Origin of the sequence: Winogradskyella psychrotolerans (genome assembly GCF_018860565.1) — a bacterium.
GTDB classification, from domain to species: Bacteria; Bacteroidota; Bacteroidia; order Flavobacteriales; family Flavobacteriaceae; genus Winogradskyella; species Winogradskyella damuponensis.
This window is the reverse complement of record NZ_JAHKPS010000029.1, coordinates 95,640-111,017: the sequence shown is the minus strand read 5'-3', so window position 1 is coordinate 111,017 and position 15,378 is coordinate 95,640. Positions and strand designations below refer to the sequence as shown.

General features: G+C 32.4%; 17 protein-coding genes. 2 read left to right on the top strand and 15 right to left on the bottom strand.

Annotated features, from left to right (window positions below; all coding sequences use genetic code 11):
• Positions 1-17 precede the first annotated feature (17 nt).
• The 4 genes from KO504_RS15890 to KO504_RS15875 all read right to left on the bottom strand — a co-directional run bounded on the left by KO504_RS15890 (position 18) and on the right by KO504_RS15875 (position 3,670).
• Positions 18-1,106 (bottom strand): hypothetical protein, encoded by a 1,089-nt coding sequence (locus KO504_RS15890; protein WP_215928479.1) that lies wholly within the window; start codon positions 1,104-1,106, stop codon positions 18-20.
• Between the two features lie 124 nt (positions 1,107-1,230).
• Positions 1,231-2,007: a hypothetical protein gene (locus tag KO504_RS15885; RefSeq protein ID WP_215928478.1), complete on the bottom strand. Its 777-nt coding sequence runs from the start codon at positions 2,005-2,007 to the stop codon at positions 1,231-1,233.
• On the bottom strand, positions 1,994-2,557 hold the full coding sequence (locus KO504_RS15880) for an RNA polymerase sigma factor (protein ID WP_215928477.1): 564 nt from the start codon (positions 2,555-2,557) through the stop codon (positions 1,994-1,996). The genes KO504_RS15885 and KO504_RS15880 overlap by 14 nt, the downstream gene beginning before the upstream one ends.
• A 135-nt stretch (positions 2,558-2,692) precedes the next feature.
• Positions 2,693-3,670 carry a polyprenyl synthetase family protein gene (locus tag KO504_RS15875; protein ID WP_215928476.1) on the bottom strand — a complete coding sequence of 326 codons (978 nt, stop codon included), beginning with the start codon at positions 3,668-3,670 and terminating at the stop codon, positions 2,693-2,695.
• A gap of 132 nt (positions 3,671-3,802) precedes the next feature.
• On the opposite strand from KO504_RS15875, the gene KO504_RS15870 reads away from it, so the two are divergent.
• Complete coding sequence (locus KO504_RS15870) at positions 3,803-4,942, top strand: T9SS type A sorting domain-containing protein (RefSeq protein ID WP_215928474.1); 1,140 nt, start codon at positions 3,803-3,805, stop codon at positions 4,940-4,942.
• Between the two features lie 86 nt (positions 4,943-5,028).
• Here KO504_RS15870 and rlmN read toward each other — a convergent pair whose 3' ends face one another.
• From rlmN to rsgA, 7 genes are all read right to left on the bottom strand, one after another.
• Positions 5,029-6,069 carry a 23S rRNA (adenine(2503)-C(2))-methyltransferase RlmN gene (rlmN, locus tag KO504_RS15865; RefSeq protein WP_215928472.1) on the bottom strand — a complete coding sequence of 347 codons (1,041 nt, stop codon included), beginning with the start codon at positions 6,067-6,069 and terminating at the stop codon, positions 5,029-5,031.
• Between the two features lie 92 nt (positions 6,070-6,161).
• The gene (gene queA, locus KO504_RS15860) at positions 6,162-7,211 is read right to left on the bottom strand and encodes a tRNA preQ1(34) S-adenosylmethionine ribosyltransferase-isomerase QueA (RefSeq protein ID WP_215928470.1); all 1,050 of its coding nucleotides are present in this window, start codon (positions 7,209-7,211) and stop codon (positions 6,162-6,164) included.
• Positions 7,212-7,395: 184 nt separating this feature from the next.
• Positions 7,396-8,622 carry a 3-phosphoshikimate 1-carboxyvinyltransferase gene (locus KO504_RS15855; protein WP_215928468.1) on the bottom strand — a complete coding sequence of 409 codons (1,227 nt, stop codon included), beginning with the start codon at positions 8,620-8,622 and terminating at the stop codon, positions 7,396-7,398.
• 33 nt (positions 8,623-8,655) lie between these two features.
• Entirely contained in the window at positions 8,656-8,982 is a 327-nt protein-coding gene (locus KO504_RS15850; protein ID WP_215928467.1) for a nucleotide pyrophosphohydrolase, read from the bottom strand.
• 171 nt (positions 8,983-9,153) lie between these two features.
• Entirely contained in the window at positions 9,154-9,291 is a 138-nt protein-coding gene (locus KO504_RS15845; RefSeq protein ID WP_215928466.1) for a hypothetical protein, read from the bottom strand.
• Positions 9,292-9,295: 4 nt separating this feature from the next.
• Entirely contained in the window at positions 9,296-9,748 is a 453-nt protein-coding gene (gene dtd / locus KO504_RS15840) for a D-aminoacyl-tRNA deacylase (protein WP_215928465.1), read from the bottom strand.
• Positions 9,749-9,849: 101 nt separating this feature from the next.
• The gene (rsgA, locus tag KO504_RS15835) at positions 9,850-10,803 is read right to left on the bottom strand and encodes a ribosome small subunit-dependent GTPase A (protein WP_215928464.1); all 954 of its coding nucleotides are present in this window, start codon (positions 10,801-10,803) and stop codon (positions 9,850-9,852) included.
• A gap of 84 nt (positions 10,804-10,887) precedes the next feature.
• Between rsgA and KO504_RS15830 the strand changes: the two genes are divergently transcribed.
• Positions 10,888-11,367: a hypothetical protein gene (locus KO504_RS15830; protein ID WP_215928463.1), complete on the top strand. Its 480-nt coding sequence runs from the start codon at positions 10,888-10,890 to the stop codon at positions 11,365-11,367.
• Between the two features lie 49 nt (positions 11,368-11,416).
• Here the strand turns inward: KO504_RS15830 and KO504_RS15825 are convergent, their stop codons facing one another.
• The 4 genes from KO504_RS15825 to KO504_RS15810 are packed head-to-tail and all read right to left on the bottom strand — an operon-like array spanning position 11,417 to position 15,345.
• Positions 11,417-12,499 (bottom strand): bifunctional 3-deoxy-7-phosphoheptulonate synthase/chorismate mutase type II, encoded by a 1,083-nt coding sequence (locus KO504_RS15825; RefSeq protein ID WP_215928462.1) that lies wholly within the window; start codon positions 12,497-12,499, stop codon positions 11,417-11,419.
• A gap of 22 nt (positions 12,500-12,521) precedes the next feature.
• Positions 12,522-13,373: a prephenate dehydrogenase gene (locus KO504_RS15820; protein WP_215928461.1), complete on the bottom strand. Its 852-nt coding sequence runs from the start codon at positions 13,371-13,373 to the stop codon at positions 12,522-12,524.
• A 5-nt stretch (positions 13,374-13,378) separates the two neighbouring features.
• Positions 13,379-14,521, bottom strand: a complete 1,143-nt coding sequence (locus KO504_RS15815) for a pyridoxal phosphate-dependent aminotransferase (protein ID WP_215928964.1) — start codon at positions 14,519-14,521, stop codon at positions 13,379-13,381.
• Entirely contained in the window at positions 14,521-15,345 is an 825-nt protein-coding gene (locus tag KO504_RS15810; protein WP_215928459.1) for a prephenate dehydratase, read from the bottom strand. The genes KO504_RS15815 and KO504_RS15810 overlap by 1 nt, the downstream gene beginning before the upstream one ends.
• Positions 15,346-15,378 lie beyond the last annotated feature (33 nt).

Genomic DNA, 15,378 nt, shown 5'->3' with positions numbered 1-15,378 from the left:
TTGATTGATTGATTGATTTAATCCATATCGAATCGTAATCCGACAGATATGTTATTTTGGTCTACCACTTGATTTTTAAACAATGGATTCAAATCGTATTTAACATATAAAGCGACATCACCTAAAGCTACATATCCGCTTAGTCCGTAGATAAATTCGCTTACTTCAAATTGATCACGTTGTTTCTCTTTTTCGCGTTCACCATCTTCTTTATACTTTATCTTTTGCATATTCCCCAAGTTTAAACCGGCATACCCCCCTAACCCTATTTTTAGTTTTTTGTGTGTTGAATATCTAAAATAATCTTCTTTTTCAATCTTTTTAGAAGGGCCAAATTCTATATGCATCGGGAACACCAAGTTTGTTGTTCTAAATTTGATTTTATCGGCATCTATGGGATATTCTTGTAAAGAAATGTCGCCATCGGTATTAACTAAGTAGTTATTATCTTTAATCTTTAACTTATTCCATTGTAAAGAAAAACCATATTTCAATCTCCAGAAGTTGGTATTATCAAAAATTCGCGTTTTCCATGCGTAACCCAATTCTATAAACCCAGAACCACCTAATTTGTATGGCGAATCTTCCAAATCTTGACCGTCAATTAAAGCATTATTAAATCCAAAGGCAAAGACAATATCTGTAGATGTACGTCTATCGTATTTTCTAGGTTTATCTTTTGATGGATTTCCAAAATAAATAAAACTATCACTAGAGTTATCATCGGCACCGATTCTAAATGTAAAACCATCACCACTAGCATCTTCCATCTTATCATTTCGTTCTAATAAAGCAATTTTATTATCAATAATCGCTAATCTATTTTCAATATTTAAAGCTCTTTTTTTTGCAGCTTCTTTCTTTAAATCTTCCGCCTCTGCTGCTGTTATTTTTCCATCGTCTAAACGTTTATTAATTGATGTTATTTCTATTTTCAGAAATTCGCGTTCCTCACTTTCTATTTTTGATTTGAGGCTTGTAAGTGTTTTAATTTTTAATTCGTTTGCCGACTTTTGTATGCTGTCCTTTTTTATTTCCTGCCCTTGAACTGTAGCAAATGTTAGTGATAGCACTAAGTACACTACCAATCTTGTAATTGTTTTCATAACTGTTCGTTTTTTGATTTATTGATGATTTATTGATTTGATTCTTCTGATGAGAGTCCTTATTTCCTCATCTATTTCTTATTTTATATTTGTGAATATGTGAATCTTTTATTTTAAATAGCTACTAGTTATTACGATCTGCAACTGCAGTTTTTACAGATTCGTAACTATCTTTTAAAGCTTCAAAAACTTTAGTTCTAAAAGATTGCCCCATTTCGTCTTCAACACTTTCTAATAGCTGAGTAGCATCAACTGTTTTTGATGTTTCTCTTTGTAGTTTTTCTCTAAACAATTCTTTACTTGCGAGTTTTAATAACGAATCGATTTCTTGTTCTGTAACCGAATTGTTTTCAGACTTTAAGGTTTCCATGGCTTCTGCTATGGCATTTTTGATAATAGTCTCATCAATTTCTGTTTGCAATTCCTGATTCACCTTTTTATTTGTAGTAATTGCAGTTGGATTTTCTAACACTTCACGATTCTCCGCCAATTGAGTTTTAGTTTCTGAATTTAGTTTATCTGCTTTTTTATAATCTATTAATTTAGATGTTTTAGCTTCTTGACTCTTATCTTCTACTTCATGTGCTTCATTTGCTAATTCAATAGATTCTTTTTGCTCTGGTTGTATCGTTTCTTTTTGGATATGCTTTTTAATTGCTTCTTCTTCGACCATTCGAGGCTGAATCACTTCTGACTCATTGTTGTTAAAAAACGGTATTGATATAGCCATCAAAATCAATAATCCCGCTGCAATACTCAACCACCAATACATTGGTTTTTTAGACTTCTTTTCGTCTTCATCTAACCGATCTGATAATTTAGACCAACTCTCTGACGTTGGAGATAAGGTTCGTTTTTCGAGCTTATCTTTTATATTTTCTTCAAATTTAATTGGAGCCATAACTGTTGTTATTTAATTCTTTAATTTTTTTCTGAAGCATTTGTCTTGCTTTAAATAATTGCGACTTTGATGTGCCTTCAGAAATTTTTAATAGTTCGGCAATTTCCTGATGCTTATACCCTTCTATAGCATACATTACAAAAACCATTCGGTAACCTTCAGGCAAACTATCTATAAGTAATTGTATTTCTGCTACTTCAATATTTGAATTGATATTGTTTGAGGAATCGTGCTCTAAATAATCATCCTCTACAGCAAATTCAATATGCTTTTGTTGTCTTATATAAGAAATAGCCTCTCGCACCATTATTCGTCTTACCCAACCTTCAAAACTACCTTTATTTTTAAATGATTTTAAGTACTTAAATACTTTAAAGAAACCATTTAACATAACTTCTTCTGCCTGATGTACATCCTTTACATAGTACCTGCAAACACTAAGCATTTTTGGAGCATGTAACTCGTACAATACATGTTGCGCTTCTCGATTTTGCTTCGCAGCACGCTCTATGAGTTTTGTTTCGTTTTTATGAAGTTGAATAACTTTCATGTTTAATTTTAAGTTCTAAATACGCTTCAGGTTGCTTTCTATTTATAAAGACGCAATTTTGTAGCCAAGGGTTGCCTGGAGAGTGAAAATAATTCAAATAAAAACACAATAAGCTCACAAACAGCTAATTGTGACTTATTTTTTTCTATCAATAACATAATCCACCATAAGCTTTAGAGATGCTTTGTATGGTGATTCTGGATAAGTTGCTAAAATATTTAGAGCTTCTTCTTGAAATGCTTTCATTTTAGACACAGCGTAATCTAAACCACCATTATCCTTTACAAAAGCAATAACATCTTTAACACGTTGTTTATCTTTGTTATGATTTTTAACCGAATTAATAAGCCAAGATTTTTCTTTTTTGGTACAGTTATTTAAAACATATATTAAAGGTAAGGTCATTTTTTGCTCCTTAATATCTATACCTGTTGGTTTACCTATGGCTTCTTGTCCATAATCAAATAAATCATCTTTAATTTGAAATGCCATACCAATCAACTCACCAAACTTTCGCATGGTTTCAACTTCTGGAGAATTGGGTTTTACTGAAGCGGCTCCAAGACTACAACATGCAGCAATTAAAGTCGCTGTTTTTTGCCTTATGATTTCATAATAAATAGCTTCAGTAATATCGAGTTGTCTTGCCTTTTCGATTTGAAGTAGCTCACCTTCACTCATTTCTCGAACAGCAACTGAAATAATTTTAAGCAAATCAAAATCATTATTATCTATTGAGAGCAAGAGGCCTTTAGATAATAAAAAATCGCCAATAAGAACAGCTATTTTATTTTTCCATAGCGCATTAATTGAAAAGAAACCTCGTCTTCTATTACTGTCATCAACAACATCATCATGAACTAAAGTTGCAGTATGAATTAGTTCAATAACCGAAGCACCTCTATAAGTGCGTTCACTCACCTCTCCATTGTTCATCATTTTAGCAACCAAGAACACAAACATAGGTCGCATTTGTTTCCCTTTTCGGTTTACAATATAATGTGTAATACGATTAAGAAGCGCTACTTTACTTGCCATTGAGAGTTGGAACTTTTGTTCAAAAAGGTCCATCTCATAAGTAATAGGTTGTTTTATTTGTTCGGTTATTTTCATTAAAGACTTTAACTATGTAAAATTACAAATTCTATTAGCTTTTCATTCAAAAAAAATGAATTATAGTATTTTAACTTTTTCTGTTCACAAATATTTGTAACTTTATGCAATTAATCATAAAAACACAAACACATGAAAAAAATTACTTTATTATTGGCATTATTTTTTGCTTCAAACCTTATGTTTGCTCAAGAGGTATTGTCTGAAGATTTTGAAGCTGGACTTACAGTACCGACAGGTTGGACAATTGAAGATTTAACAACATCTGGTGAAGTATGGACAATTGAAACTGGCGGTGAAGCTGGAGGATTTACGGCTCCTAACACTTTACTTTATGAGAGTGGTTTAGAAGGTAACTATGCTACTATGGATAGTGATGGTTATGGTTCTGAAGGAGGTGCAGAGAACACCTCCCTAACAAGCCCTGTCTTTGACGCTTCTTCTTTAACTACAGCGACACTTACTTTTGACACTGTTTACAACGGAAATTTCGGAGGACTTGGTGAGATAGAAGTGTACAATGGTAGTGCATGGGTAAACGTTCAAACTTATGCTACTGCAATTGGAAGTACACCTAATACCACTATAACTGGTTCTCAATTATTTGATATATCAGAAATAGCAGGTGTAACTAATGCACAAATAAGATTTGTATGGACAGGTAATTGGTCTATATCTTGGTCTATTGACAATATATCTGTTTTTCAGTGTACAGAAACAGCAGCTCCTGCTGTAGCAACAACTCCTCTGCCTGCTGATGCTGCAACAGCTATTGGTATTACTGCTGATGGCGGCTTAAATTTTAGCTGGAACGATGCAGGTAACGCTGGTGATAACTACACATTAAATATTGGTACTACCAATCCACCGTCACAAGCAATTGAAGGTATTGAAAATGGAGTATTAATTACAGGTTTAGGTCTTAGTACAACTTATTTTTGGAGTATTGACATTACCAATTGCTTTGGAACCACAACAAGTTCTGTTTGGAGTTTCACAACTGATGATCAATTCTTAAGTATTGGAGAAGAAGTTTCATTAGAAACTCTTAATGTATATCCTAATCCTACTTCTGATGTTTTAAATATTAAATCATCACAAGATGTTGATAATGTAACTGTATTTAACTTACTTGGTCAAAATGTAGCAAATTTCACTAAAAATGAAATAAACAATTCATCTATTGACTTATCAGAATTATCTAAAGGTCTTTACTTAGTTAAGATTTCTTCTGGAACTAAAACGAAAACTCTTAGAGTTACTAAAGAGTAATTAATTATATCTCTTTAATATTACAAGAAAAAGCGGCAATTGCCGCTTTTTTTTATTTCTAAAACTAAAAAAATTCACATTATGTTTTAGCTTTTATTTGCCAATTGTCCGCAAGCGGCATCAATATCTTTACCTCTACTTCTTCTTACTGTCACAGTAATATTATTAGCTTCTAGCACGGATACGTACATATCTATAGCTTTTGAGTTGGCTTGTTGAAATTCGCCATCGTCAATTGGATTATATTCTATAAGGTTGACTTTACTCGGAGCAAATTTGCAGAACTCTACCAATGCTTCAGCATCTTTTCGTTTATCATTAATACCATCCCAAACGACATACTCATAAGTAATTCTATTTTTAGTTGCGGCATACCAATATTGCAACGCTTCTCTTAGATCGGCTAAAGGAAATGTAGCATTAAAAGGCATTATAGATGTACGTATGTCATCTATTGCAGAATGTAATGATACCGCTAACTTAAACTTTACATTTTCATCAGCCATTTTTTTAATCATTTTTGGTACTCCAGAAGTTGAAACCACAATACGCTTTGGAGACATTCCCAAACCTTCTGATGAAGTAATTTTGTCAATGGCTTTAAGAACATTATTGTAGTTCATTAAAGGTTCTCCCATTCCCATAAATACAATATTACTTAAAGGTCTATTATGATATAATCTACTTTCATTATCTATAGCAACAACTTGATCATAAATTTCATCTGGATTTAGATTTCGCATGCGTTTTAATCGCGCTGTTGCACAAAACCTACAATCGAGACTACAACCTACTTGAGAAGAGACACAAGCTGTGGTTCTAGTTGCTGTTGGGATAAGTACTGATTCTACAATTAAATCATCATGTAATCGTACTGCATTTTTTATAGTACCATCAGAGCTCCGTTGCATCTGATCTACTTTGATATGATTAATAACAAAATTATCCTCAAGCATTTGTCTAGTTTCTATAGATATATTGGTCATATCTTCAAAACTATAGGCTGATTTTTGCCACAACCATTCGTACACTTGATTTCCTCTAAAAGGTTTATCTCCTTGTTTTACGAAGAATGCTCTAAGTTGCTCTTTAGTTAAGGCGCGTATGTCTTTCTTTTTTACTTCCATTTGATGCAAAAGTACTTAAATGAATTTGGTTTTCTTACACAAATAAAAAAGCCTCAACTAAGAGGCTTTTAAATATAGGGTATATTCTTATTTTAGATGATAAGCATCGCATCACCATAAGAATAGAATTTATACTTTTCTTTTACTGCTTCTTCATAAGCCTTTTTAATAAAATCATGACCTGCAAATGCAGATGTCATCATTAATAAGGTTGATTTTGGTGTATGAAAATTAGTAATCATACAATTTGCAATACTAAAATCGTAAGGTGGGAAAATAAATTTATTGGTCCAGCCTTCAAATTCATTAAGTCTTCCGTTTGAAGACACAGAACTTTCAACGGTACGCATTGATGTTGTACCAACAGCACATACACGTTTTTTATTTTCTATTCCTCTATTTACTATATCTGCAGCTTGTTTTGTAATAATAATCTCTTCGCTATCCATTTTGTGCTTAGATAAATCCTCTACCTCAACAGGGTTAAAAGTTCCTAAACCAACATGTAATGTCACTTCTGCTGTCTCTACACCTTTAATTTCTAAACGTTTTAATAAATGTTTAGAGAAATGTAAACCTGCTGTTGGTGCTGCTACTGCTCCTTCGTTTTTTGCATATATGGTTTGATAACGCTCTTCATCCTCTGGCTCTACAGCTCTATTAATGTATTTTGGTAAAGGTGTTTCACCAAGCTGCGTTAATTTTGTTCTAAAGTCCATATAAGACCCGTCGTAAAGGAAACGTAAAGTCCTACCTCTTGAAGTTGTATTATCTATAACCTCAGCAACAAGAGTTTCGTCTTCGCCAAAATATAATTTATTACCAATTCTAATTTTACGAGCAGGATCTACTAATACATCCCAAAGACGTTGGTCTTGGTTTAATTCGCGTAATAAAAACACTTCGATACGTGCTCCTGTTTTTTCTTTATTACCGTATAAACGTGCTGGAAAAACTTTAGTATCATTCATTATCATCACATCACCTTCATCAAAATAATCGATAATGTCTTTGAAAAGTTTGTGTTCTATAGTTTGTTTTTCTCTATTCAATACCATTAACCTAGATTCATCTCTGTGTTCAGCAGGATGCTCGGCTAGTAATTCGTCTGGAAGGTCAAAACTAAAGTGTGATAATTTCATGTATTTTATTATTTTTTTAGAATTAGCAAATATACAATCTCAACATAGGCCTTGTCAAGTAAATAGGTGTTTATTTTACCTTGAGTGGCTTAAAAAAATGTTAGATCTGTTAATTGAACTCATAAAGCAGAAATTTACAGATGGTTAGTGGTTTTAATTCTGAGATTAGATTTTTAATGAATCGTTATGTTATACTAAATCCTATGGTTTTAAAATCTTCCCAAAATTGCGGATAAGATTTACTTACCACCTCTGCATTTTTTATTGCTAATGTTGTTTTTAATCCTAATGGTGCAAAGGCCATAGCCATTCTATGATCGTTATAAGTTGCGATTGAAACGTTGGTTGTTATTTTATTTGAAGCTTTTAAATGCAATGCGTTTTCTGTAATTTCTACCTGAGCTCCTAATTTTTCTAATTCTGTTTTAAGTGCGACTAAACGATCTGTCTCTTTAATTTTTAGCGTATGTAAACCTATCATATGACATTCTAACCCTAAACCAAATGCGGTAACAGCTATAGTTTGTGCTATATCTGGTGCATTACTTAAATCTAATTCGATAATAGTTTTTGTTTCAACACTTGACGATTTACGAAGGGTTATGGCATCGTTTAAAAAAGTGGTTGTAACTCCAAACTTTTTATAAATGGCTGCCAAAACAGAATCTCCTTGTAAGCTTTTTTCTTTATAAGATGCTATTGTTAGTTCTTTACCAACATCACTTAATGCAATAACACTATAAAAATAAGAAGCAGAAGACCAATCTGACTCTACTGTTAAAGTGCATGGTTTAATCTCTGATGTTTGAGGTTTTACAGAAATGATATTATCAATAAAACTCGTTTTAACATCTATTTCATTTAATAAACTCAATGTCATATTGATATATGGCACAGAAGTTATTTTACCTTTTAAAGTAAGCTCTAAACCATTTTCTAATTTAGACGCAATAAGCAATAGTGCAGAAATATATTGACTACTGACATTAGCATCTAAAGCGACTTCTTTTTTATTTAATGTGTTCCCAACTATTTTTAATGGAGGGAAACCATCATTTTCTAAATATGTAATATCTGCACCAAGGGTTTTTAGAGCATCGACCAATATTTTAATTGGGCGTTCTTTCATTCGTTTAGACCCTGTTATTGTTACTTCTCTGCCCTTTTGAATAGAGAAATAAGCTGTAAGAAATCGCATAGCTGTACCTGCGTGATGGATATCTATAAGCTGATCTGTTGAAGTTAAAGCCTTTTGCATTAACACCGAGTCATCTGAATTAGAGATGTTCTTAATACTAATCTGAGGATATAAAGCTTGTAATAACAATAATCGGTTAGATTCGCTTTTAGATCCTGTGATTTGAATCGTTTGTTGATTTTGAAGTTTTGATTTTTGGATATTAATGTCCATAAGGCATCTCTAAAATAGGTTGATACGACAAAACTACTTTAATTTCTCGTTATTATGATGCCTGTTATGATCGCGTTTTGTTTTCTTATGCATTTTTTTATCGAAAGCTTCTTGTAAATCAATACCTGTTTGATTGGCTAAGCAAAGTACAACAAACACAACATCAGATAGTTCTTCGCCTAAATCTTTATCTTTATCACTTTCTTTTTCACTTTGCTCACCATAACGTCTAGCAATAATTCGTGCAACCTCTCCAACCTCTTCTGTTAATTGAGCCATATTAGTAAGCTCGTTAAAATAACGTACGCCATGTGCATTAATCCAATCGTCAACTTCTTTTTGTGCGTTTTTAATGTTCATATTTAGTTTTTAGTTCGTATAATTTGTCCTGCTTGGTTCTCTACAATTTTAGTAAAAAAAGCCTTAAAACCTTTATAATCTTCTGGTAAAATAAGTATATTAACGCTATCTAATTGAACTTTTAATTGTAAATAATTTCCATTTTGTTGTGCAAGATAAGTAAACTTAACGTCAGAGTCTTTGAATTGTATATAAGTCTGGTAATACTGTAGAACTGATTGCCAGTATTAAAAGTAATCTACTCCATTTAGAATCTACAAGTTTAGAGGTTGTATAAGCGACCAATTCATGACCAAATAGTGACGCCATGATATCACTCTTTATTTTTAGAATCCATGATAATAGTTACTGGGCCATCATTAACTAAGTACACTTTCATATCTGCGCCAAAGTCTCCGGTTTGTATCCTTTTTCCCAAAGTCTTTTGAAGCGTTTCTATAAAACTTTCATACAACGGAATAGCAACATCTGGTTTTGCTGCTTTTATATAACTTGGTCTATTTCCTTTTTTTGTACTAGCATGAAGTGTAAATTGACTTACCAAAATTACATCTCCTTCTGCATCTTTTAATGATTTGTTCATCACTCCGTCTTCATCAGGAAAAATACGAAGATTAGTTATTTTATTACAGAGCCAATTAATATCTTCTTGGCTGTCTTCGTTTACAACACCTAACAGAATCAAAAGACCATTATCTATTTCTGCAACTTTATTGCTTTTAATGGTAACACTTGCTTCAGAAACCCTTTGTATTACTATTTTCATATCATTGCCCAAAAACATGGGAATTTTTTAAAATTAGACCTACTGTTATTTTGAAGAGATATTCCTTTTAATACATATACCTCACTATAAAAGAAAATTGCTTACTGCGCATCATCCCAATTATCAGTTCTGTAATGCTCATCCTCCCCTTCTAAAATCTGAACATAACTTTTATATCTTGAATAAGAAACTTCATTTGCCTCTAGTGCATCTTTAACAGCACATTTAGGTTCGTTTAAGTGAATACAATTATTAAACTTACAATTTTGCTTTAATGCAAAAAACTCAGGGAAATAATCGCCTACTTCTTCTTTTTCCATATCAACCACGCCAAAACCTTTTATACCTGGTGTATCAATTATTTTGGCATCAAAGCTTAAATCGAACATCTCTGCAAATGTTGTGGTGTGTTGCCCTTGGCTATGTTGTGTAGAAATGGCTTTTGTTTTTAAGTCTAAAGAGGGCTCAATAGCATTTACCAAGGTAGACTTACCAACTCCTGAATGACCAGCAAACATGCTTACATTGCCTTTCATTAAAGTTTTTACTTTGTCTATGTTTTTTCCTGTGGTTGCAGAAATACCTATACACTCATAACCAATTGCGCGGTATATACTTGCTAGATACTTTACTTCTAACAACGTTTCTTCGTTATAAGTATCTATTTTATTAAAAAGTAAAACTGTTTTAATAGCATAGGCTTCTGCAGTCACCAAAAAACGATCAATAAAAGTTGTAAACGTTGGAGGGTTATCTATGGTTACTAATAAAAATACCAGATCAATATTTGACGCAATTATATGCGTTTGCTTAGATAAGTTTACCGATTTTCTAACAATATAGTTTTTGCGTTCTTCAATTCGGTTTATAACTCCTGTTTCCGTATTATTTTTTGTTTCTAGCTCAAATTCTACTTTATCGCCAACAGCAATTGGGTTAGTACTTTTAATACCATCCAACCTAAAACGGCCTTTAATTCTACATTCATAGAATTTACCGTTAAGAGTTTTTACAGTGTACCAACTGCCTGTAGATTTATATACTGTTCCTGTCATTAAGAAAATTTAAACAATAACAAAGGAAAACATTTTATATCAAAAATCATTATTTTGCGACCTTAATCAAACAATTTACTTATTATGAAAAAAAATTTATTATTTATCGGATTACTAGTTGGTGGCTTAATTTCGTTTTCATTTGTTAATGAAAACAAACCTACTGCTCAGGTTGAATATAAGGTTGTAACTGTTATAGAATCTATAGTACCTAATGGACTTGGACGTTCTAGAATGATTTCTGCTAATGAAACAAAAGACTATAAAGACTTTACAACAACAAGATCTGACGATAAAGATAAGGATAAAAAAAACAAGTCAAAAAGAGATGAAATAAGAGTAAAAGACTATGAAGAGACTAAACTTTTAAACTTTTATAATTTAGGAGGTATCCGTTTTCAAAATATTGCTGCTAACGATGCGGTAATGACTTCTAAAGTTAATGCTATGATTGCAGAAGGCTGGGAGTTAGCTTTTATCAATACAGGTGTTGAAAGTGAAGGAGGAAAAGGTGATGGCAAAGGTATTTTTATTACCCGTTATACATTTAAGAGATCTCTTTAATCAGGGATACTCAAATAAAAAAGGCTCGCTAATGGCGAGCCTTTAAGTTTTAGTTATTTATAATCTTTTCTTGATGGTTAATTGATTCTTGGTGAATCGCTTTAAACATGCGTAAAATAAATTCTTCGCTTAGTCCTTTTTCATCACCTTCTAACACCATTTTACCTAAAATTTCGTTCCATCGCTTGTTTTGTAACACGGCAACATTCTTTTGTTTTTTAAGTAAACCAATACCATCTGCCACTTTCATACGTTTGCCTAACAAATCAATAATCTGATTATCTACAACATCTATCTGAGCTCTTAAGTTATTAAGTTCTGAATTGTATTCTGCTTCAGGATCTGATTCTTTTCTAATCTTTAAATCTTTCATTATCTGAACAAGACTACTTGGCGTTACCTGCTGTGCAGCATCACTCCATGCATTTTCAGGATCAAAATGTGTTTCTACCATTAAGCCGTCAAAATTAAGATCTAAGGCTGTTTGAGAAACCTCTAAAATCATATCTCTATTCCCTGTAATATGAGAAGGGTCATTAATTAAAGGCAAATCTGGAAATCTATTTTGAAACTCAATAGCCAATTGCCATTCTGGTATATTTCTATATTTAGATTTTTCATATGTAGAAAACCCTCTATGTATAGCACCTAAATTTTTAATTCCCGCAGAATATAAGCGTTCAATTCCACCTAACCATAATGATAAATCTGGATTTACTGGATTTTTAACCAATACAATTTTATCGGTTCCTTGTAAGGCATCGGCAATTTCTTGCATTATAAAAGGGCTTACAGTAGAACGAGCACCAATCCATAATAAATCGATATCATACTCTAAAGCTAATTTTACATGTGCTGCATTTGCAACTTCTGTACAGGTTTTCATTCCTGTTTCTGCCTTTACTTTTTGCAACCATTTTAAGCCTAATGCCCCTACTCCTTCAAAATTACCCGGACGCGTTCTTGGTTTCCAAATACCTGCTCTATAGTAATTAACGTCTGTATCTTTTAGCTCGTGTGCTATTTTTAATACTTGTTCTTCAGTTTCTGCACTACATGGTCCTGCTATCACTAAAGGATGATCTAGATTCATAGCATCCAACCAGGTTCTCATTTCTTTCTTATTTTCCATTTTTGCTTTTTATTCTTAATTACTATTGTATTCCGTTTAATATGTCTTTTATATGATTTGTTTTTTCCATTTCGTTATAAACGGCTTCAAAATCATCGTGTTCCATCAGTTGTTTAAAATGTTTTAGATTATTAATATACTCGTCTAAAGTTTCTATAACATTTGTTTTATTTTGTTTAAAAATTGGTGTCCACATCGCTGGTGAACTCTTTGCTAAACGCACTGTACTTGCAAAACCACTACCTGCCATATCAAAGATATCGCGTTCATTTCTTTCTTTATCAATCACTGTTTTCCCCAACATAAACGCACTGATATGCGATAAATGTGAGACATAAGCAATATGTTTATCGTGTGCTTTAGGATTCATATAACGAATTCTCATCCCTAAATCTGAAAACAACTTTAATGCTTTTTCTTGAAGTTTAAAGGCTGTTTCTTCTACTTCACAAATAATATTCGTCTTGTTTTTATACAAATTACGAATTGCTGCTTTTGGACCAGAATGTTCTGTACCTGCAATAGGATGTGCTGCTAAATAATTTCTGCGCTTAGGGTGATTTCTCACTATATCACAAATATCTTCTTTAGTAGAACCCACATCAAAAACAATGGCATCCTCAGAAATATGATCTAACACTTTAGGCAAAACCTCTAAAGTTGCATCTACAGGAATCGCTATAATTACGACATCTGCTTTATTTAAATCTTCAAAATTTGCTTTTTCATCAATAACTCCTAATTGCAAAGCCTCTTCAAGATGTGCTTCAGTTGAATCAATACCAAAAACCTTACATTTTGGATGTAAAGCTTTTACATCAAACGCAAAACTGCCGCCAATTAATCCAACTCCTATTATAAAAATATTGTTCATACTTACTAAACTCTTGCTATTGCTTCTTCTATAACTTCTTCAGAAGCACATAACGAAAAACGTACATATCCTTCTCCATTACTTCCAAAAACGGTTCCTGGTGTTATAAAAATTGAATGTTCTTTTAAAACCAAATCTGTAAATTCTTCAGATTTTATATGAGGTGGTAATTTTGCCCAAACAAATAAGCCTGTGGCATCTTTATCATAAATACAATTAAGGTTTTCTGCTAATTTCCAGATTAATTCTCTCCGTTTTTTATACACACTATTCAAGCTTTTAAACCACATGTCTGAACATTTTAAAGCCTCAATTGCTCCTTTTTGAATGCCATAAAACATTCCTGAATCCATATTGCTTTTTACGCGTAATACTGCGTTTACAAAATCGTAATTACCAACTAACATTCCAACGCGCCAACCAGCCATATTAAACGTTTTACTTAACGAATTCAACTCTAAACACACGTTTTTTGCATTTTTATATCTTAAAATACTTATTGGCTTTTCATTTAATATAAAACTGTATGGATTATCATTTACTATTAAAATATCATGCCGTTTTCCAAAGGCAATTACGCGATCATAAAACTTATTTGTAGCATTCACACCTGTTGGCATGTGCGGATAATTGATCCACATAATTTTTACACGCTTTAAATCTAAACGCTCTAATGCTCTAAAATCTGGCAACCAATTATCTTTTTCATTTAAGTCGTAATAAATAGGTTTTGCTTCTAATAATTTAGTTACAGACGCATAAGTTGGGTAACCAGGATTTGGAACTAAAACCTTATCTCCTTTGTTTAAAAAAGCCATAGAAATATGCATAATCCCTTCCTTACTCCCCATTAATGGCAATACTTCTGTTTGAGCACTTAAATTGACATTATAATGGTTTTTATAAAAATTAGAAATTCCTTCTCTCAATTCTGGCAAGCCTTGATAGCTTTGATATTGGTGTGCTTTCTCATCTATTAAACTATCTTGAAGCAACATCGTTGCTTTAAAAGGTGGCTCTAAATCCGGACTACCAATACCTAAGTTTATGATTGGCTTTCCTTGCGCTTTTAAAAGCGCAACCTCTCTCAACTTTTTAGAAAAGTAGTATTCTTGAACACTCTGTAAACGTTTAGCAACTTCTATCATCATCTTGTATTTTTATATTCTCCCAACACTTTAAAATTTTCTGCCATTAAATTTATAATGGATTTAGCTTTTTCAAAGTCCTTATATGTTTCAAATCTTACATCAACAAAAAAAGCATATTTCCAAGGGGTTTCAATTTTTGGTAACGATTGTATTTTAGTAAGGTTGAGTTTACAATCGCTCAGCACATTTAAAATTGCAGCCAAACTTCCTCGCTTGTGATCTAATTCAAATTTTAGTGATGCTTTATTAACTTCAGCTGGCACTATTTCATCATTATCGCGCTTTACAATAACAAAACGCGTTTCGTTGTGTTTTATCGTTTGAATACTTTCTGCCAAAACCTTTAAACCATATAACTTTCCTGCATTTTTGCTTGCAATAGCTGCAATTCCTTTTATATTTTGCTCTGATATCTGTTTTGCAACATCTGCTGTATCCTTAGCTTCTACCAGTTTTATCTGCGGGTATTTTTTAAAAAAAACTTTACATTGCAATAATGCCATTGGGTGCGAGTGTACCTCTGTAATATCTGCTATAGACTGATTGCTTAACGCTAATAAATTATGCTGAATATCTAAATAATGCTCACCGACTATTCTTAAATTATGAGTATCAATAAGTGCATAATTAGGAATTATTGAACCTGCTATAGAATTCTCTAATGCCATTACAATAAAATCTGTATCTGCATTTAACAGACGCTCTACAGTACTGTCAAAAGACATACACTCTACAACTTCTGTAGTGTCACTAAAATATTGCTGAGCCACTTCGTGATGAAATGATCCTTTTATTCCTTGTATGGCTATTGGTTTTTTCAAATTTTTTATCTTTTAAATTCTGAATCTTATCCA